At 70.4% G+C, this 19,268-nt stretch carries 14 protein-coding genes; 5 read left to right on the top strand and 9 right to left on the bottom strand.

Going from position 1 to position 19,268, the window contains the following annotated elements; all coding sequences use genetic code 11:
* Positions 1-324 precede the first annotated feature (324 nt).
* Genes OHA68_RS27230 through OHA68_RS27215 form a run of 4 tightly spaced genes read right to left on the bottom strand, consistent with a single transcriptional unit; the run spans position 325 to position 5,626 of the window.
* Positions 325-2,379 carry a beta-galactosidase gene (locus OHA68_RS27230; protein WP_327102790.1) on the bottom strand — a complete coding sequence of 685 codons (2,055 nt, stop codon included), beginning with the start codon at positions 2,377-2,379 and terminating at the stop codon, positions 325-327.
* 59 nt (positions 2,380-2,438) lie between these two features.
* A complete protein-coding gene (locus tag OHA68_RS27225) occupies positions 2,439-3,794 on the bottom strand; it encodes an ABC transporter substrate-binding protein (RefSeq protein ID WP_327102789.1) in 1,356 nt (451 codons plus the stop codon).
* A 47-nt stretch (positions 3,795-3,841) separates the two neighbouring features.
* Positions 3,842-4,723 carry a carbohydrate ABC transporter permease gene (locus tag OHA68_RS27220; RefSeq protein ID WP_327102787.1) on the bottom strand — a complete coding sequence of 294 codons (882 nt, stop codon included), beginning with the start codon at positions 4,721-4,723 and terminating at the stop codon, positions 3,842-3,844.
* A gap of 3 nt (positions 4,724-4,726) precedes the next feature.
* Entirely contained in the window at positions 4,727-5,626 is a 900-nt protein-coding gene (locus tag OHA68_RS27215) for a carbohydrate ABC transporter permease (protein WP_225277044.1), read from the bottom strand.
* 198 nt (positions 5,627-5,824) lie between these two features.
* On the opposite strand from OHA68_RS27215, the gene OHA68_RS27210 reads away from it, so the two are divergent.
* On the top strand, positions 5,825-6,901 hold the full coding sequence (locus tag OHA68_RS27210) for a LacI family DNA-binding transcriptional regulator (protein WP_327102786.1): 1,077 nt from the start codon (positions 5,825-5,827) through the stop codon (positions 6,899-6,901).
* Between the two features lie 75 nt (positions 6,902-6,976).
* Complete coding sequence (locus OHA68_RS27205) at positions 6,977-9,211, top strand: Orn/Lys/Arg family decarboxylase (RefSeq protein WP_327102785.1); 2,235 nt, start codon at positions 6,977-6,979, stop codon at positions 9,209-9,211.
* Positions 9,212-9,332: 121 nt separating this feature from the next.
* Here the strand turns inward: OHA68_RS27205 and OHA68_RS27200 are convergent, their stop codons facing one another.
* A complete protein-coding gene (locus tag OHA68_RS27200; RefSeq protein WP_327102784.1) occupies positions 9,333-11,645 on the bottom strand; it encodes an MMPL family transporter in 2,313 nt (770 codons plus the stop codon).
* Positions 11,646-11,734: 89 nt separating this feature from the next.
* Between OHA68_RS27200 and OHA68_RS27195 the strand changes: the two genes are divergently transcribed.
* Positions 11,735-12,448, top strand: a complete 714-nt coding sequence (locus tag OHA68_RS27195) for a hypothetical protein (RefSeq protein WP_327102783.1) — start codon at positions 11,735-11,737, stop codon at positions 12,446-12,448.
* A 110-nt stretch (positions 12,449-12,558) separates the two neighbouring features.
* Here the strand turns inward: OHA68_RS27195 and OHA68_RS27190 are convergent, their stop codons facing one another.
* Positions 12,559-13,350 carry an ArsR/SmtB family transcription factor gene (locus tag OHA68_RS27190; protein ID WP_327102782.1) on the bottom strand — a complete coding sequence of 264 codons (792 nt, stop codon included), beginning with the start codon at positions 13,348-13,350 and terminating at the stop codon, positions 12,559-12,561.
* Positions 13,351-13,670: 320 nt separating this feature from the next.
* On the opposite strand from OHA68_RS27190, the gene OHA68_RS27185 reads away from it, so the two are divergent.
* The gene (locus OHA68_RS27185; protein ID WP_327102781.1) at positions 13,671-14,657 is read left to right on the top strand and encodes a glycoside hydrolase family 11 protein; all 987 of its coding nucleotides are present in this window, start codon (positions 13,671-13,673) and stop codon (positions 14,655-14,657) included.
* Positions 14,658-14,787: 130 nt separating this feature from the next.
* The gene (locus tag OHA68_RS27180) at positions 14,788-16,152 is read left to right on the top strand and encodes a sensor histidine kinase (protein ID WP_327102780.1); all 1,365 of its coding nucleotides are present in this window, start codon (positions 14,788-14,790) and stop codon (positions 16,150-16,152) included.
* A gap of 217 nt (positions 16,153-16,369) precedes the next feature.
* Here OHA68_RS27180 and OHA68_RS27175 read toward each other — a convergent pair whose 3' ends face one another.
* From OHA68_RS27175 to OHA68_RS27165, 3 genes are all read right to left on the bottom strand, one after another.
* Complete coding sequence (locus OHA68_RS27175; protein WP_327102779.1) at positions 16,370-17,338, bottom strand: hypothetical protein; 969 nt, start codon at positions 17,336-17,338, stop codon at positions 16,370-16,372.
* Positions 17,335-17,679: a PadR family transcriptional regulator gene (locus OHA68_RS27170; protein ID WP_327102778.1), complete on the bottom strand. Its 345-nt coding sequence runs from the start codon at positions 17,677-17,679 to the stop codon at positions 17,335-17,337. Before OHA68_RS27170 ends, OHA68_RS27175 begins: the two co-directional genes overlap by 4 nt.
* A gap of 634 nt (positions 17,680-18,313) precedes the next feature.
* On the bottom strand, positions 18,314-19,207 hold the full coding sequence (locus OHA68_RS27165; protein WP_327102777.1) for a CHRD domain-containing protein: 894 nt from the start codon (positions 19,205-19,207) through the stop codon (positions 18,314-18,316).
* Positions 19,208-19,268: the final 61 nt, after the last annotated feature.

The following is a 19,268-nucleotide window of genomic DNA, read 5'->3' as shown; positions in this document are numbered from 1 at the left end:
ATCAAAGGACTCCCCTACAGGCCGGTGCAGGGAGCGTCAACGTGCGAACTGGCTCAGCACGGCCGTCATCGCCGTCCCACCGTGCGCACCGCAGCTCTACCCTTGCACAGAGCCGGGGAACGTCTCGCCCCAGCCCGCGACGGTGGCGTCGCCCTGTGATGGGTGAATCGCCGGAGCCACTCCGGCAAGCTACAACGATCTCACGCCCGGACGACCAGCCGCTACGCGGGCGGCTTCCACGCGCCGCCCACGACGACGCGAGCGGCTGTCACGCGTCGGCCACGACGACGTGTGACAGCCGGACGCTCGCGTCTCGTCAGGCCGCTACGCGGGTGCCGGGGAGCCGGGGCGCCGGAGAATGCGGACCTGGCCGGGGGCCAGGATCGCGTTCTTTGCCAGGGACGGGCCGCGGAGGGGTTCGCCGGAGATCGCGGAGAGGTCGACATCGTGGTCGGTGCGGTTGGTCAGGAACCAGTAGTGCTGCCTCCCATCGGTGCGGACGGCCAGGTCGACCAGGCCGCGGACCTCGGCGGGCAGGTCGGGGACGACACCGCTGACGGTCAGGAGCTCAGGCAGGACGGCGGCCAGGCCGTCCGGGCCGAGCCGGGTGGAGACGTACGACGCCGATCCCGTCCCCGCGCGGCGCAGCGTGATGGCGGGGCGGCCCGCCTGGTCCCCCGTCTTGTAGACGGCCAGCGCCTCGGTCGCGGGGTCGGTACGGTCGATCCGGTCGGTCCAGAGGGAGCCGGTGACGCCGATGTCCAGCTCGACGGTGTCGCCCTCCAGGAGGGGGCCGAACTCCTCGATCCGGATGCCGAGCAGCTCACGCAGGGCCCCGGGGTAGCCGCCGAGCCACACATGGTCGTTCTCGTCGACGATGCCGGAGAAGTAGGTGGTGACGAGATGTCCGCCGGAGGTCACGTACTCCTCCAGCCGCCGGGCCAGCTCGGCGGGCACGACGTGCAGGATCGGCGCCACCAGCAGGTCGTAGCCGGTGAGGTCGCCGGCCGGGTCGATGACGTCGGCGCGGACGCCGGCGGCGAGGAAGGCGGAGTACCAGTCGAGGGCCTCCTGCCGGTAGCGCAGCCGGGAGGTGGGGTGGGAGTCGAGCTCGCTGGCCCACCACGACTCCCAGTCGAACAGGATCGCGGCGTTGGCGGGCTGCCGGAGCGTGCCCGCGATCGGCGCGAGGGCGGCCAGGGTCGCCCCCAGGTCGGCGACCGACCGGAACACCTCGCTGTCCTCGCCCGCGTGCGGGACCATCGCCGAGTGGTACTTCTCGGCGCCGCCCGCCGACTGCCGCCACTGGAAGAAGCAGACCGCGTCCGCGCCGTACGCGACATGCGTGAGGGAGTCGCGGGCCAGGCCGCCGGGCTTCTTGGCCAGGTTGGTCGGCTGCCAGTTGACGGCGCTGGTGGAGTGCTCCATCAGATACCACGGCCGGCCACCGGCGAGCGAGCCGGTGAGGTTGGCCGAGAACGACAGCTCGTCCTGCGCCTGGGGGCCGGTCAGCAGGTAGTGGTCGTTGGAGACGAAGTCGACCTCGCCGGCCCAGTCGGCGTAGTTCATGCCCTTGGTCTCCCCCATGACCATGAAGTTCGTGGTGACGGGGATGGCGGGGGTCAGCTCGCGCAGCACGGCGCTCTCGGCGCGCAGATGGTCCTTGAGCGCGTCGGAGGAGAACCGTTTGAAGTCCAGCTGCTGGGTCGGGTTGGGGTAGGACGCCGCCAGGCGCGGCGGCAGGATCTCGTCCCAGTCGCCGTACCCCTGGGACCAGAACGTCGTCGCCCAGGCGCGGTTCAGCTCCGCCACGGTGCCGTAGCGCGAGCGCAGCCACTCCCGGAAGGCGGCGGCCGCGTCGTCGGAGTAGTCGTAGACGTTGTGGCAGCCGAGCTCGTTGGAGACGTGCCAGGCGGCCAGGGCGGGGTGGCGGCCGTAGCGCTCCGCGAGCGCCCGGGTCAGGCGCAGCGCGTACGAGCGGAAGACCGGCGAGGTCGGCCGCCAGTGCTGCCGCGCGCCGGGCCAGAGCGTGCGGCCGTCCGCGCCGACGGGCAGGATCTCTGGGTACCGGGTCGTCAGCCAGGGCGGGGGCGAGGCGGTGGCGGTGGCCAGGTTGACCGCGACGCCGTTGGCGTGCAGCAGGTCCATCACCTCGTCGAGCCAGTCGAAGTCCCAGGTGTCCTCGCCGGGCTGGATCCGCGCCCAGGAGAAGATCGCCAGCGCGACGATGTTGACCCCGGCCGTCCGCATCGCGCGCACGTCCTCGGCCCAGACCTCGCGGGGCCACTGCTCGGGGTTGTAGTCGGCGCCGAACGCCAGCCGCGCCCGCTCCGGCTCGGACGGCCAGCGCAGCCATCGGCGACCGTGCTCAACTTCCACTGTGACTCCTGCTCTCGACGTCGCCCCCGCCCTCCCCGAGGGCGGGGGCGTCCGGACCGCTACTTGATGGTGAAGCCCTGCTCCTGGCCGTACTTGACGGAGACGTCCTGCCAGGCCTTCAGCCCGTCCTGCAGCGGCATGGCGGAGGTGTACGCCTTGCCGACGGTGTCGTTGAAGACGCTGTTGGCGTACACCTGGAAGGGCAGGTACGTCCAGCCGCCGACGACCTGGGCGGCGGACTCGGCGAGCACCTGGTTGGCCTTCTGGCCGCCGAAGTAGGGGAACTCCTTGTCCAGGAACGCGGAGTCCTGGAGCTGGGCGGTGGTGGCGGGGAAGGCGCCGGCGTCGACGCGGGTCTGCACCCCGGCGTCGACGTTGGCGTACTTGAGGAAGGCGTAGGCGAGGTCCTTCGCGGCGGCGGCCTCGGGGATCGCCAGGGAGCTGCCGCCGTTCTCGGCGGTCGCCTTGCCGCCGGCCTCCCACTGCGGCATGGGGGCGACCTGCCACTTGCCGGCGCCCGCCTTGACGCCGGATTCGAGGTTGGCGGGCATCCACGCGCCGATGACCAGGGTCGCGATGGTGCCGTCGCCCAGGCCCTTGTACCAGGCGTCGCTCCAGCTCCCGACGGGCGCCAGCAGCTTGCCGTCGATGAGCTTCTGCCAGGCGGCGGTGAACTTCTGGGTGCCCGGGTCTGCGAAGTTCACCCCGACGGTGGTGCCGTCGACCGTGTAGGGCTTGCCGCCCGCCTGCCAGATCATGCTGGTGGCGAAGCCGGCGTCGCCGACGTCGTTGGTGATGTACGCCTTCGGGTCGGCCTTGTGCAGTTTCTCCGCGCTGGCGATGTACTCCTCCCAGGTGGCCGGGACCTTGAGGTCGTACTTGTCGAAGACTTCCTTGTTGTAGAACAGCGCCATCGGCCCGGAGTCCATGGGCAGTCCGTAGATGGCCTGACCGGCGTGGACGGAGTTCCACGGGCCGGGGGTGAAGGTGCCCTCCAGCTTTCCGGCGCCGAAGGGGGTCAGGTCGGTCATGGACTTGGCGAGGGCGAACTGCGGCAGCGCGTAATACTCCACCTGGGCGACGTCCGGGACGCCGGAGCCCGCCTTGATCGCGTTCTGCAGCGCGGTGTACTGGTCGTTGCCGGTGCCGGCGTTGACCAGGTTGACCTTGACCTTGGGGTACTTCGCCTGGAAGTCGGCGGCGACCTGCTTGAGGGTCGGCTCCCAGGCCCAGACGGTGATGCTGCCGCCGGCCTCCAGGGCCTTGCTCAGGTCGGCGTCGGAGACGCCCGCGGACGTGGGCGCGGCCGATTCGCCGGCGGGGACGGGACCGCCGGGCGAGCCGCAGCCGGCGGCCACGAGCGACACGGACAGGGCTGCGCCCAGCAGGAGGGCGCGACGACGGGTCATCGTCATGGGGACGGCCTTTCTGATCTTTGCGGGTCTGATCTGTGCGGGGAGGGTCATTCCTTGACGCTTCCGGCGGCCAGGCCCGACTGCCAGTAACGCTGGAGCAGCAGGAACGCCGCGACGAGCGGGACGATCGTGAGCAGCGAGCCGGTGATCACGAGATTGAAGACGGCCTCGCCGCCCGTGGTGGCCGCCTGCTCGTTCCAGGTGTAGAGGCCGAGGGTGAGCGGATACCAGTCGGGGTTCTTCAGCATGATCAGCGGCAGGAAGAAGTTGTTCCAGGTCGCGACCACGTTGAACAGCAGGACCGTGACGAAGCCGGGCGCGAGCAGGGGCAGGCTGATCCGGAAGAAGGTGCGGAACTCGCCCGACCCGTCCACCCGCGCCGACTCCAGGATCTCCTGCGGGACCGCGTCGGCGGAGTAGGTCCACATCAGGTAGAGCCCGAACGGGGAGACCAGCGAGGGGATGATGATCGCCCACGGGGTGTTGGTCAGCCCCATACTGGCGAACATCAGGAAGGTCGGTACGGCCAGCGCGGTGCCGGGCACCGCCACCGCGCCGATCACGGTGGCGAACACCGCCTTCTTGCCGGGGAAGTCGAACTTCGCCAGCCCGTACCCGCCGAGCGTCGCCAGCAGGGTCGCGCCGCCCGCGCCCACGACCACGTACAGCAGGGTGTTCAGCAGCCAGCGGGTGAAGGCCCCGTCCTGGTACGCGAAGGTCGTGGCGATGTTGTCGAACAGCGCGAAGTCACCCGTGAACCACAGGCCGAAGGAGTTCAGCAGCCCCTCCTGCGTCTTGGTGGCGTTGATCACCAGCCAGGCCAGCGGCAGCAGGGTGTAGACCAGCATGAGCGCGGTCAGGACGGTCAGCGTCGCGCTGCGCCGGGTGCGCGCCGGGCGGTGCTTGATCACCAGAGGGCGGGTGGCCATCGGTCAGCTCCCCTTCCGCATGCCGCGCAGCTGGACCGCGTAGGCGATGACCATCGTGATGACGCCCATGACGATGGCGACGGTCGCGGAGTAGTTGTACTGCTGGCCCTCGAAGGACAGCGAGTAGGCGTACACGTTCGGGGTGAAGTAGGTGGTGATCGCGTTCGGCGCCACCGTCTTGAGGATGCTCGGCTCGTTGAACAGCTGGAAGCTGCCGATGATCGAGAAGATCGTGGCGATGACCAGGGCCCCGCGCAGGGCGGGGAGCTTGATCGCCCAGATGATCCGCAGCTGGCCGGCTCCGTCGATCTCGGCGGCCTCGTACAGCGAGGGGTTCACCACCCGCAGCGCCGAGTAGATGATCAGCATGTTGTAGCCCACGAACTCCCAGGTCACGATGTTGCCGATGGAGGCGAGGATGAGGTCGGGCGACAGCGGGTCGGGCAGCGAGGCGCCGAACGCCTCGTTGATGTTGCCGACGAGACCGAACTGCGTCCCGTACATGAAGCCCCACATCAGCGTCGCGACGACGGCGGGCACCGCGTAGGGCAGGAACACCGAGATCCGGAAGAACGCCGCCCCGTACAGCCGCCCGCTGTCGATGGCGAGCGCGACCAGCAGCGCGAGGAACAGCATGATCGGCACCTGGACGGCGAGGAAGGCCGCCACCCGGCCGAACGCGGCCCAGAACTGCGGGTCCTGGAGCACCTTCGTGTAGTTCTCGATGCCGACGAAGGCGGTCCCGCCGATCAGGCGGGTGCGGTAGAGGCTCAGGTAGATCGAGTAGGCGATCGGCGCCAGAAAGACGAGCGCGAACACCACCATGAACGGCCCGACGAACTGCCAGCCGAGCCAGGAGCGGCCCCTGATGCCCCGCCCATGCGCATGACTTCCCGCGACCACCGGGCCACTCCTCTCGTCCCGTCTCATCCCGACGAAATGTTTACGTGAACATTTCGGGGATGTTTACGTAAACTTCTGCTGCGGATGGTGGCAGTCGTCATACCCCGAGGTCAAGAGGCCCGCCACGTTGACAGCCGATGACGGCTCAGCGCAAGATTCGCGACGACAGGGAACGAAGCAGGCAGGAGCGACACCACGATGGATCTGGACCGCCCGGCGTCGACCGGCGGCGCGCGACGGGGCGGCTCGGACATCCCGGGCGGGCGCCGCAAGCAGCGCGTCTCCATGGCCGACGTGGCCAAGCTCGCGGGCGTCTCCTCCCAGACGGTCTCCAGGGTCGCCAACGGCCATGCCGGCGTCATCGGCACCACCCGCGAGCAGGTGCTCGCCGCCATGCGCGAGCTGGGCTACCGGCCCAACAGCGCCGCGCGGGCCCTGCGGTACGGCCGGTTCAACACCATCGGCGTGATCCTCTTCAGCCTGGCCTCGACCGGCAACAGCCGCACCGTGGAGGCCATCGCCACCCACGCGGCGGCCGAGGGCTACGCGATCACCCTGATCCCCCTCGACGTGCCCACCCAGGACAACGTGCTGGGCGCCTTCACCCGGATGGGCGAGCTGGCCGTCGACGCCGTCATCGTCATCCTGGAGGTCCACCTCCTGGACGCCGGCACGGTGACGCTGCCGCCCGGGGTCCACGTCGTCGTGGTGGACTCCGACGCCGGGGATCGCTACAGCGTCGTCGACACCGACCAGGCCGAGGGCACCCGCCTGGCCGTCCGCCACCTGCTCGACCTGGGCCACCGCACCGTCTGGCACGTCACCGGGCCGCGCACCTCCTTCGCCAGTCAGCGCCGCGCCCAGGCCTGGCGCCTGGAGCTGGAGCGGGACGGCCGGCCGGTCCCCCCGCCGCTGCACGGCGACTGGTCCGCCGAGTCGGGCTACGCCGCCGGGCTGGCCCTCGCCGACCGGCCCGACTGCACCGCGGTGTTCGCCGCCAACGACCAGATGGCCCTCGGCCTGCTCCGCGCCTTCCACGAGCGGGGCCGAGCGGTGCCGGCCGAGATCAGCGTCGTCGGCTTCGACGACATCCCCGACGCCGCCTGCTTCGTCCCCCCGCTGACGACCGTCCACCAGGACTTCGCCGAGGTCGGCCGCCGCTGCGTCGAGGGCGCGCTCCGGCAGATCCGCGAGGGCGGCTCCGGCGCCCCCGGCACCGACCTGGTCCCCACCCGCCTGGTGACCCGCGCCAGCACGGCACCGCCCAACAGCTGAGTCGAACACTTTCCGCGACTGTTCAATGACTGAGGGTAAGGTAAAGAATATCAATCCCCCGGTCATGGAGTTCGCATGGAACGAACGGTTCTCGCCGCGATCGCGGAACGCCCCGACGCCGACACGGCGCTCGCCGAGCAGGTCCGCCGGGTCCGCGCGGCCATGGACGACCTCGACGTCCAGCTGCGCTGGACGCACCGCACGCAGGACGCGCTGGCGGTGATCGGCTCGGACGCCTCACTGGCCGGGATGCTGGCCGACTGGGACGCGCCGGGTGCCGAGCAGGTGCTGAGGGCCGTCACGCGGCGCTTCCGCGGCCTGCCGGTCTTCCTCATGACCACCGAGCAGGAGCTCCCCCTGTGGGTGTACGAAGTCATCCAGGGCTATGTGTTCCCCCTGGAGGACACCCCTGACTTCATCGCCGGCCGCATCGCGCACGCCACCGAGGAATACACCGAGCGCATCCTGCCGCCGTTCTTCCGCGCGCTGCGCAAGCTGCAGGACCACCACCAATACTCCTGGCACACCCCCGCGCACGCCGGCGGCGTCGCGTTCCTGAAGTCGCCGGTCGGGCGGGCGTTCTTCGACTTCTACGGCGAGCGCCTGCTCCGCACCGACCTGTCCATCTCCGTCCCCGAGCTGGGCTCGCCCCTGGACCACACCGGCCCGATCGGCGAGGCCGAGCGCAACGCCGCGCGCGTCTTCGGCGCCGACCGCACCTTCTTCGTGATGAACGGCAACGCCACCGCCAACCGCATCGTCGGCCACCACGCGATCGCCCGCGACGAGACCGCCCTGGTGGATCGCAACTGCCACAAGTCGCTCCAGCACGCGCTGACCATCAGCGGCGCACGCCCCGTCTACCTGGTGCCCGAACGCAACGGCCTCGGCCTGGCCGGCCCCATCCCACCCGCGGCGCTACGGGCCGACACCCTGCGCGACCGCCTGTCCGGCCACCCTCTCGCGCGGACCGGCCCGGCCTACGCCGTGATCACCAACTCCACCTACGACGGACTCTGCTACGACGCCGTACGCGTCGCCGAGCTGCTGAGCGAGAGCGTCCCCCGGGTGCACTTCGACGAGGCGTGGTTCGCCTACGCCCGCTTCAACCCGCTCTACACCCGCCGCTACGGCATGGCCGTGGACGAGCGGACGCTGCCGGGGCCGCAGCGTCCCACCGTGTTCACCACCCAGTCCACGCACAAGCTCCTGGCGGCGTTGTCGCAGTCGGCGATGCTGCACGTCCGGCCGGCCGAGCGCGCCCCGGTGGACTACGAGCGGCTCAACGAGACCTACCTGATGCACTGCTCCACCTCGCCGCTCTACCCGATGATCGCCTCGCTCGACGTGGCGGCCGGGATGATGGACGGCCCGTCCGGGCCGTACCTCACGGGCGAGGCCATCATCGAGGCCGTACGCTTCCGCCAGGCCATGGTCAGGCTGGCCGCCCGCATCCGGGAGGACGACCGGCGGCCGGACTGGTACTTCGGCGTCTGGCAGCCCACGCACGTCACGGACCCCGCCACCGGCCTGCCCGTCACCTTCGCCGACGCCGACCCCGAGCTCCTGAGCACCGACCCGGCCTGCTGGACGCTGGAGCCCGGCGCCGCCTGGCACGGCTTCCAGGGCCTGACCGACGGCTACTGCCTGCTCGACCCCATCAAGGTGACGATCACCTGCCCCGGCGCCGACGCCGCCACGGGCACGCTCGACTGGGGCATCCCCGCCCGGGTCGTCGCCACCTACCTGCGGCAGCGCGGCATCGCCGTGGAGAAGACCGGCGACCACACGCTGCTGGTGCTGTTCTCCATGGGCATCACCAAGGGCAAGTGGGGCACGCTGATCGACGCGCTCACCGACTTCAAGCGTGCCTACGACGACGACCTGCCCCTGGCCGAGGTGCTGCCGGGCTTCGGGCCGCCGGCCACCACCCTGCGCCGCTTCTGCACCGACGTGCACGACAAGCTGCACGCCCTCGGCCTCGGCGCGCTCCTCGACGAGATCTTCACCACGCTGCCCCAGCCCGTACGCACCCCCGCCGACACCTACCAGGCCCTGATCCGCTCCCGCACCGAACGCGTCCCGCTCTGTGACCTGCCCGGCCGCGTCTCCGCCGCCACCGTCGTCGTCACCCCGCCGGGCATCCCCATGCTGATGCCGGGCGAGGCGACGGGTCCCGCCGACGGCCCGCTGATGGCGTACCTGCACGCGCTGGAGGACTTCGACCGCTCCTTCCCCGACCTGGCCACCGACATCCACGGCGCCCACCGCGACGCCGACGGCCGCTACCACGTCGAGGTCGAACGCTGACCGATAGCTCGGCATAGGCGTACGTCGAAGAGCACGGCCATGGGCGCGCGCCGGGTCCGGGCAGCACGCGACGGCCCGTTCCCGCTGCGCGCCCAGCTGTGGGCTGCCGTGCCTTCGGTCTCTACACCGCCTGACGCCGGCTGGACGGATGACCCTTCAGCAGGCGGGCCAGAGGTGTGGGGAGCCACCAGTTGCGGGTGCCGAGGATGCGCATCAGGGCCGGGACGAGAGCCAGTCTGATGACCGTCGCGTCCAGGGTGATCGCGACGGCGACGGCGAGGCCGAGCTGGACCAGGTGATAGCGGTGCGCGGTGAGCAATGCGGCGAAGGTGACGACCATGACGGCGGCGGCCATGGTGATGGGGCGGGCGGTGTGCCGCAGGCCGTGGACGACGGCGGCGGTGTTGTCCCCGATGGCGTGGTAGTGCTCGCCGATGCGGTGGATGAGGAAGATCTCGTAGTCGATCGACAGGCCGAACACCAGAGTGAAGGCCAAGAGCGGGATGAGGGTGTTGACCTGGCTGCCGACCAGGTGCGGCAGGTGACGGGTGGCCAGGGTCAGCAGGCCGAACGCGGCGGTGACGGCCAGCAGGTTCATCAGCACGGCCTTGATCGGCAGCAGGATGCTGCGGAAGGTCACCAGGAGGAAGACCATCGAGCAGCCCAGCACCAGCAGGACCACCGTGCTCAGCTGGGTGGTGGTCTCGTCCATGAGGTCGGAGAAGATCACGTTCGGCCCGGTCACCAGGGCCTCCTGGCCCGGGGGCAGCGTGGCGGGAACGAACTGCCGGGTGATCTGCCTGGCCAGCGCGGTGGTGGTGGGTTCGTCGAGGTGCGTACGGATGATGACGACGACGATGGTCAGATCCCTGCCGTTGTCGACCGAGGTCGTGAAAGCCACCTTGGCGTCCCGTTCGAGGGTGGCGACCAGGGCGGCGGTGTCGACCGGCGGCGTGCCCGCCGGATGCGGCAGCACCACGCCCAGGGCCGAGGAGATCTGGTCCGCCTCCATGTACGCCAGCCCGCGCCCGAAGTCGGCCCCGGCGATCGAGTCACGGTCCAGATCGAAGCCCAGCCGCAACTCGGTCACCGGCGCGGCCGCGACGAGCAACACCCCGGCACAGGCCAGCGTGTAGGCCACGGGATGGCGCATGAGATGCCGCGCCCACCACCCCCACCCATCCCGCCGACCCCGCCGTCGCCCGCGAGAGCCCCGACCCCAGCCGACGATCCGAACCCACCGTCGTATGCAGGACCCCGACCCGGCCCCGCCGGCGCGCCGAGCCCTCCGTTGTGCGCGCGATTCCGACCCGGCCCCGCCGGCGCGCCGGGCCCGGGTGTGGGAGCCGCGGTGAAGGAGCCAGCGGTCGGCGGCCACGAGGACGGCGGGGAGCAGCGTGACGGCTGCCGCCGCGGCGACCACGGCCGACAGGCTCGCCGCCGCCCCCATGGCGCGGATCATGGGGGTACGCACCACCAGCAGGGTCGTCGCCGTCAACGCGACGCCCACGGCGCACCAGGTCGCGGTGCGTCCGGCCGTGCTCACGGCGATGGCGGCGGCCTGGTGCGGAGCATGCCCGGCGGTCCGGGAGTGGCGGTAGCGGAAGAGGGTCAGCAGGGCGTAGTCCAGGCCGAGCGCCAGCCCGACGGTGGCCGCCACGGCCAGCATGAACGTGTCGGCCGACGTACCGAGCAGGCTCGCCAGCCCCAGCACACCGAGGGTGGTCACGGTGACGACCCCGGCCACGCCCATGACGGCCAGGGCGGCGCCCACCGACCTGAGCCCGACCAGCAGCACCAGCAGGGACAGGGGGACGGCCAGCAGCTCGGCGCGGCGCAGGTCGGCCAGATCGGTGCGCTTCTCCTCGGCCAGCAGGGCGCTCTCACCGACCAGGTGAACGTCCACGCGCGAGCCTGACGCCCGGCCCGCGGCCTGCTTGGTCGCGCTGAGCAGCACCGGCAGCGCCGCCTGGCGGGCCCGCTGGTCGCCGTTGACCCCCACGATCGCGTACGCGTGCCGCCGGTCCTGTCCCGGCAGGACGGGCAGCAGCTGCACGCCGCCCACCTGGGGCAGGGCGGTCGCGGCCCGTACGGCGTCGTGGAGTGCGCGCTGGTAGGGCTCGTCGGCGTCGGAGAGCGTCGCCGACGCGAAGATCATCATCAGCTGCTCGGCGCCCAGCTGCGGGAACCCCCGCTCCACCAGCCGCGCCCCCGCGAGTGAGGTGGACCCCTCGACCCGTACGACGGGCGCGATGGCGCGCTCGACCAGGCCGGGGATCAGGATGGCCGACAGGGCCGCCACCGCCAGCCACGCGGCGAGGACCGCCCGATGACGGCGCGCGGCCAGGTCGCCGAGGCGCCGCCAGAGGGAGCGGCGACCCCCGCCGGGAAGTGGCCGCAGCTCGCCGGTCGACGTGCGCGGGGACAGCGTCACTGCGTCCGCCTCCTATTCAAGGGTCAGGCAATCGTGTTACAAAGAGTCGCTAAACGATGACCCATCGTAACCATCATTCGGAGGGCTCCATGATTCGCCAGTCCTGCCTCAGCCGCACCCGTGGGATCGCCTTCGCCGCCGCGACCGCCGCCCTCGCGGTGCCGTTCCTGGCCACCACGGGCTCCGCCCAGGCCACGCCGGCCACGACGGCGTTCACCGCCTCAGCCCTGGCCCCGACCTCCGCCTCAGCCCTGCCCCCGGCCTCTGCTCCGGCTTCGGCTCACGCGCCGGCTTCGGCTCACGCGCCGGCTTCGGCTCACGCGCCGGCGTCGGCCCTGGCGCCGGCCAGGTTGACCTGCGCCGCGCGCACCGCGCCCAACTACCCCATCACCTTCACCCCGCCGCTGCGCGACGCGGCCCCGCAGCCGACCAAGGGACAGGGAGTCATCCTTTTCGAGAACTGCACCTCGCCGAGCGGGGCCATCACCGACATCGCCTCGGGCCGGATGGAGGTCAGCGGCACGGCCGTGGCCAGCTGCCGGGGCGTCGCCGACCTGAGCGGCAGCGGCACCGTCACCTGGCGCGACGCACAGGGCAAGGTGACCGGCACCTCCAAACTCTCCGCCAAGCACCCGGGCAGCGCCACCCCGGCCGACAACCTGCTGCAGGGCGACGTCGTCTCCGGCCGGCTCAACGGCCGTCACTTCGAGGGGACCGGGACCATGACGTCCGACCTGCGGCAGTGCACCGAGCCCTCCGGCTTCACCCAGCTGACCGGATCCGGCCGGATCTCCTTCGCCTGAGCGACCGGAGCCGCCGAAGGGGTGGCGCGGAAAGCGCCACCCCTGGTCAAGTCGCCCTCGCCGACCAGCTCGCCGACGGCGTTCAACCGGCATCGCGTACGGCTAGGAGATCACCGAGGGTCGTTGGCCGCCATCTGGGCGGTCCGGAGCTCCTCGTGCATCTCCCACGGCGCCTGCGGGAGGACGTGGCCGGTCTCCAGGAGGGACTTGAGGTTGGCCAGGACGGCCGGCCATCCAGCGGAGATCGCGTCGTAGTCGGCCTGGGTGGCGAGGTTCTCGTGGGTGACGGTCAGCCGGACGATCTGGCCGTAGGGCTCGATGTCGAAGGTGACCTGGGACGGCTCGCCGAAGGTGATCACCAGGCGCTTGGGCGGCACGGTCTCCAGGACCGTGCCGACGACGTCGGCGACCCCCGAGCCGTCGGTACGCCGGTGCTCCCAGGTGGAGCCGGTCTGCCAGTCCGAGACGTTGCTGTGGCCCCAATACTCGGCGGAGAGGTCGGCGTCGGTCAGCGCGTGCCAGACCTTCTCCGGCGTGCTCTCGATGTAGGTGACGTACACGAAAGTCGGCCTGTCGGCCATGTCGGGCTCCTCTGCTCGTCGCTTCAGGTCGCTCAGCGCCCGGAGGCGCGGGGTCTCGAACTTGTCGATCCAGCGTTCCTGGATCTCGTGAAGGGGGACGGGGTTGAGGTAGTGCAGCTTCTCCCGTCCCCGCCGGACCGAGCTGATCAGGTTGGCGGCCTCCAGGACGGCCACATGCTGGGTCACCGACTGACGCGCCATGTCCAGATGCGCGCACAGCTCACCCAGCGTCTGCCCGTTCCGCTCGTGCAACCGGTCCAGGAGATAGCGCCGGGTCTGGTCGGCCAGCGCCTTGAAGACCTTGTCCGTATCTGTGGCCACAACCACATCATGCAGGTATTCACCTGCATAATGTCAACACAGCACAAGCCGACGCCCGTACGGCGATCATCGAATGTTTCGGATAACACCTGAAAGTTTCACTTGCAGACCCTGGCTAGATCGACTGCGAAACGGCACTGACCAGGAAGAATGATGTCTTCGAAAGTCCGTGAAACAGAAGATCTTCGTGTGGGCGCCGACGTCGTTGACAGCCTGTCAAGCCGGACGAACACTGACGCCATCGGCAGCCCCACCACTGTCGATCCGGGTCGTATCACGCTTCCTGGCCCGCCAGCCTTCAACAAGGAGGAAGCACGCACATGAACCCCGCCCACCCGAGAAGCCGCAGACGCGGCCGCACGAGGCTGTTCATCGCCCGTGCCTGCGCCGTGGTGCTGGCCGTGGCCATCGCGATGCTGCCCGGCATCGCCCACGCGGCCATCACCACCAACCAGACCGGCACCAACAACGGCTACTTCTATTCCTTCTGGACCGACAGCCAGGGCACGGTCTCCATGGAGCTGGGCTCCGGCGGCAACTACAGCACCTCATGGAGCAACACCGGGAACTTCGTCGCCGGAAAAGGCTGGAGCACCGGCGGGCGCAGGTCGGTGAGCTATTCGGGCAGCTTCAACCCGTCCGGCAACGCGTACCTGACCCTCTATGGGTGGACGCGAAACCCGCTGGTGGAGTACTACATCGTCGACAACTGGGGCACCTTTCGACCGACCGGGACGTACAAGGGCACGGTGACCAGCGACGGCGGGACGTACGACATCTACCAGACGATGCGCTACAACGCCCCCTCCATCGAGGGCACCCGGACCTTCCCCCAGTTCTGGAGCGTCCGTCAGTCAAAGAAAACGGGCGGAACGATCACCTCCGGCAACCACTTCGACGCCTGGGCCAGAAACGGCATGAATCTGGGCAACCATGACTACATGATCCTCGCCACCGAGGGCTACCAGAGCAGCGGAAACTCCAACATCACGCTGGGCGGCTCCTCCGGCGGCAACCCCGGCAACCCCGGCAACCCCGGCGGCGGCTGCAGCGCCTCGCTGTCCGCAGGGTCGCAGTGGAGCGACCGGTACAACCTGAACGTCGCGGTCAGCGGTTCGAGCAACTGGACCGTGACGATGAACGTGCCGTCCCCGGCACGCATCCTGTCCACGTGGAACATCAGCGCCAGTTACCCCAGCGCCCAGGTGCTGACCGCCAGACCCAACGGCAGCGGCAACAACTGGGGCGTGACGATCGAGCACAACGGCAACTGGACCTGGCCGACGGTCTCCTGCAGCGCGGGCTGACCTCCGCGAACCCCGTGGCGCGGCGGCCCGGCCACCGCGCCACAACCCGGCCATAGGACGATTCGGACGGGAACCTCCCGTAATTATGGTGAACGCATCCCGGCGTGATCTTCTGAACTCCGGGGTGTGCATGAACAGACGGGTGGGCCGGTCGCTGCGGGTGCGGCTGGCACTGTTCGCCAGCATCGCCATGCTTCTGCTGGCCCTCGTGGTCAACACCATCGCGCTGATCAGCCTGCGCGACCAGGCCATCGACGCCCGGGCTCACGAGGTGTTCGGCAAAGCCGTGCCGGTGCTCCTCACGATCAGGCGCGGCCAGTTGACCGAAGAGCTGGACGTTCGCGACCTCGACGGCGTCCAGGTGGTGGACCCGGCCGGGCGGGTGACCGCCGCGACGCCCAACCTCAGCGGCCTCCCCCGGCTGACCACGGCGATCCCCCTTCCTGGCCAGGCCAACGGCGTCGCCGAGCTCTGCGATCTGCCGGGGCTGCCCGAGTGCCACGTCGTGATCGTCATGAGCGTGTACCAGCCCGACGGCACCTGGCTCATCTACGCCCTCGCCCAGAACGTGCCCTGGTACGTCAGCCCCGAGGTGCTGGCGTTCCTGCTCGGCACGACGACGGCTCTGATCATGCTGACCTGGTTCGGGGTCTCGCGTGTGGTGGCCCAGACCCTCGCGCCCGTCAACAGCATCACCAGGCACCTGGCCGAGATCACCGCGGACGGCGGCGGGATGCGCATGGCCGTGCCGGAGGACCTGGACGACGAGATCAGGACCCTGGCCGAGACCGCCAACCAGACGCTGGAGCGGCTGGAAACCGCGATGGCGAAGCAGGATGCGGCGATGGAGCAGCAGCGCAGGTTCGCCGGGGACGCCTCGCACGACCTGCGCAGCCCCATCACGGCGATGCGCACCCAGGTCGAGGAGGCCATGCTCCACCCCGAGCAGGCCGACTGGCCGGCGACCGCCGCCGCGCTGATGGCCAGCCTGGACCGGCTCCAGGCCATCGTCACCGACCTGCTCACGCTGACCAAACTGGACATGGGGGCCCCGGCCGTCCATGAGCCCGTGAACCTGGGTGAGCTGGTCGCCACCGAGACCCGCCGGCCCAGCACGAAGCGCATCGTCACCAGGGTGCAGATAGGGGTGATCGTCACGGGCGACCGGCTACGCCTGGCCAGGCTCGTGACGAACCTGTTGGACAACGCCGAGCGGCACGCCGAGTCGCAGATCACGGTGACCGTGCGGCAGCAGGATGACCGGGCGGTGCTGGAGGTTCTCGACGACGGCGCCGGCATCGCGCCCGACCAGTGGGAAACGGTGTTCCAGCGCTTCACCCGCCTGGACGCCTCACGCAACATCGACGCCGGGGGCACCGGGCTCGGCCTCACCATCGCCCGCGAGATCGCGGAGAGCCACGGCGGCACGCTCACCATCGAGCCCTCCGACCGCGGCGCGCGTTTCGTGCTGCGCATGCCGCCCGCGGAGCGCTGACTCAGGCCCGGACACCCGTAGGGCCGGGCGGCCTCATGCCACCCGGCCCGCCATCAACATCTGGCGCCCGCTCGCCAACCCCCCGATAAGCGAGCGGTCGCCCCGGTCACCGCCGTCAGTTTCCGGCTGGCGCTGACCTGCTGTCTTGTTACCCGGGATGACGTAATGCCCCGTTCAAGCGCAACCCGCGTTTGGGGCAGTTTCGCGGCCGCCCCCCTCAGCCCTCGGAGCCGACGCGCCGGGCCGGCCGATGGACGAGAGGGACCACCATGGCCGGTGCCAGGAGCAGCACCAGACAGTAGGGACCGAAGGTCGCCCACAGGCCGGCGGTGACCAGCCCGAGGACTCCGGAGCCCAGGTAGGCGACGGCGAACCGGGACAGGCCGCCGAGCTGTGCCGTGGTCAGCACGCCCGGCCCGGAGGCCAGCCTGATCATCGCCAGGGTGAGCATCAGGTTGACCCCGACGAAGACCGCTGTGGCCACGGCGTAAGGCGTGACGAAGCCGTACAGATCATTGAGCCGTGGCATACCGGCGCCGCCGCCGAGCGCTCGATACGCCCAGCCCGCCGCATAGCCCCCGATGGCGAACTGGGCCCCGTTGAACAGGCGTTTCCGCAGCGGGTGGCCGTGCCGGACCTTCAGCGCGCCGGCCAGTCCGACCAGGGCGGCGCCCTCGGGACCCATGAGGGTCACGGTGATCAGCACGGCCAGGAAGCTCAGGGAGGCCAGGAACTCCCGCGTCCTGAACCAGGTCGGGATCGAGTCGCACACGACGAAGAGCAGTCCGAGGACCAGCAGCAGGCCCCAGCTGCCGGTCACGAACGCGAGACCGGACAGCACGATGTGGCCGACGAGCACGCCGGAGCTCACCAGGACGGCGGCCAGGTAGAGCCCGGCCTGCCACGGCATCGTCGGCGCGGCCGACCGGTTCGTACGCCGAGCGGCCACCGCGACGACGGCCGAGGCCGCGAAGGACATGCCGGTGACCAGCTTGAAGAGCTTGCCGGGCCGGTGGTCGATCAGCGCGGTGAGCTCCTCGGCGCGCAGGGCCGCTCGCTCCGGGTCCTCGTACTGGTGATGCGCGGACCAGGTGACGAGCCTGCGGGCCAGCCAGGGAGACATCTCGGTCATCTCATTGACGACCAGGCCCGCGACGACGCCGAGGACGATCTCCCAGCCGTTCATCGGGCCTCACGCGGCAACCGGCCGAAGCCGAGTGCGGGGCGCGCCTTGACCGCGGCGGGCCGGCGTTGCGCCAGAAGGGCCTGAGCCGCCGGAGCACCCTCACCGGTCAGCCGGTAGAAGCGGCGCCGGGGCCCGGCCTGTGTGGGGGCGAGCTGCTCCCACTCGCCGGTGATCCACCCGGCCTTCTCCAGCCGGTCGAGCACCTTGTAGACGGTCGGCCCGGCCCGCCCCGTCAGTTTCATGATCGCCCAGCCGTGCACCCGCGCCTCCTCCTCGAAGGCACACACCAACACCTCGAGCACGTCCAGCGTGGGCTGCGTTATGCGTTCGAGACCCGCCATACTCTTACCGTACCTAGCTGAAATAAGAGATGTGCGCTATTCATTCGTTCGGATCAATCCGAACGGTGGGAGAGCTTCGCCGTATGAGCATCGATCGCTTCGTCGGGAGGACGCCGAGCTCTTCTACGAGCGGCTCGGCCTGAGCCGCACGTCCGGGCGGGTCATGGGCTGGCTGCTCACCGCCGACGCCGACAGCGCGGACGCGCCACAGCTCGCCGAGACGCTCGTGGCGGTGGCGGTGGCGGTGGCGGTGGCGGTGGCGGTGGCGGTGGCGGTGGCGGTGGCGGTGGCGGCGCCCTACTGGGGACGGTGCGCCGGTGGCCAGCCGAAGCGCTCGGTCTGCGAAACGGGTTCCGTCCCGTGGCCGAGCTGGTCAAGGCGGGCAGAGTGCTGCACGGCTGGAGCGGGCACCTCCTGCCGGCGCCCGCCGACCGGCCCGCCGCCGCCCGGCCCACCGGCTTCTGGACGCTGCCCACCGGCGACGCCTGGACCCCGCCCTACCGGCTGGTCACGTACCTGGAGGCGGGCGAGCCGCCGGTCACGCGCCTGCGAAGCCGCCGGTCACGTACCTGTGCAGAGACGCGCCGTACGAGCGCGGGTTCGTACGGCGCGTTGCCCGGGTCGGCGGGCGGCCTTACCAGTCGCCCTTGTAGAGCTGGCCGCGGACCGCGCCGCCAGGGAACTGGGCGGTGTGCAGGTTCACGTACCAGTTCTTCGGGTTGTTCCAGATGCGGCGGGCCACCGGGTCTGGGGTGACCACGCTGCCGGCCAGGCCGTTGACGCTGGGCGGCAGGCCCTTCTTCGCGGTGAAGAAGGGCACCACGACCGGTCCGTTCTTGCCCTTGCGGGCCCGGTGGATGTGCGCGGCGACTGGCCGGCTGACGCCCTTCCAGGCGGTGGCGAACCACATCCGGCCGCCCTCCGGCTGCACCAGCCAGGCGGCGCGGCCGTTGTGGTCGCCGACCTTCATACCGGGCGCGGGCACTTCCTGCCGCCCGTCGGCCTGGGTGGTGAGGGTGGTGCCGAAGCCGTGGGACAGCACCGAGTTCAGGTCCACCGGACGGACCCGGTGCAGCTGGGCCCGTACGGCGCCGGGGACGTGCTCGGCGTTGTGCAGGTTGGCGTACCAGTTGCCGGGGTTGGTGACGATCCGGCGGAGCAGGCCGAGGTCCTTGACCAGGACGGTGCCCTTGACGGCGTGCAGCGAGTTGGGCAACTCCTCGCCGAAGAACGGGACCTTGACGTCGCCGTTCTCGTTCGATCGGCCCCGGTGGATGTGGAACCCGCTGGGCGCGGCGACCTTGGCCCACCGGACGGCGTAGTCCACCCGGTGACCATGGATGCGGAACACGGCCAGCGCGCTGCCGTCCAGATCGCCCGCCTTGGCTCCTTGGGGGGATATCTCGTTCTCGCCGTTGAGTTGTGCGGCCAGGTAGATGGGCGTGCTGGCCTGCACCGAGATCGGGCTGAGCGAGGTGGCGAGCAGTGCTGCGGCGGCGGCCAGGCCAGGGACGGTGAGGGTGCGCATGTTCATCATTACCCCTTCGGTTCTCTCTCGCCGTGGTACGGCTCCCTACCGCCAGGGGTTC

The sequence above is a fragment of the Nonomuraea glycinis genome (assembly GCF_035920485.1).
Taxonomy (GTDB): Bacteria; Actinomycetota; Actinomycetes; order Streptosporangiales; family Streptosporangiaceae; genus Nonomuraea; species Nonomuraea glycinis.
Note: the sequence above shows the minus strand (reverse complement) of the source record. Positions and strands in the feature narration are given on the sequence as shown.

What these genes read in the sequence shown, in the direction of transcription:
- OHA68_RS27225 (WP_327102789.1), bottom strand. Translation starts at nt 3,794, where the DNA reads ATGACGATGACCCGTCGTCGCGCCCTCCTGCTGGGCGCAGCCCTGTCC.
- OHA68_RS27220 (WP_327102787.1), bottom strand. Translation starts at nt 4,723, where the DNA reads ATGGCCACCCGCCCTCTGGTGATCAAGCACCGCCCGGCGCGCACCCGG.
- OHA68_RS27210 (WP_327102786.1), top strand. Translation starts at nt 5,825, where the DNA reads ATGGATCTGGACCGCCCGGCGTCGACCGGCGGCGCGCGACGGGGCGGC.
- OHA68_RS27205 (WP_327102785.1), top strand. Translation starts at nt 6,977, where the DNA reads ATGGAACGAACGGTTCTCGCCGCGATCGCGGAACGCCCCGACGCCGAC.
- OHA68_RS27195 (WP_327102783.1), top strand. Translation starts at nt 11,735, where the DNA reads ATGATTCGCCAGTCCTGCCTCAGCCGCACCCGTGGGATCGCCTTCGCC.
- OHA68_RS27185 (WP_327102781.1), top strand. Translation starts at nt 13,671, where the DNA reads ATGAACCCCGCCCACCCGAGAAGCCGCAGACGCGGCCGCACGAGGCTG.
- OHA68_RS27180 (WP_327102780.1), top strand. Translation starts at nt 14,788, where the DNA reads ATGAACAGACGGGTGGGCCGGTCGCTGCGGGTGCGGCTGGCACTGTTC.
- OHA68_RS27175 (WP_327102779.1), bottom strand. Translation starts at nt 17,338, where the DNA reads ATGAACGGCTGGGAGATCGTCCTCGGCGTCGTCGCGGGCCTGGTCGTC.
- OHA68_RS27170 (WP_327102778.1), bottom strand. Translation starts at nt 17,679, where the DNA reads ATGGCGGGTCTCGAACGCATAACGCAGCCCACGCTGGACGTGCTCGAG.
- OHA68_RS27165 (WP_327102777.1), bottom strand. Translation starts at nt 19,207, where the DNA reads ATGCGCACCCTCACCGTCCCTGGCCTGGCCGCCGCCGCAGCACTGCTC.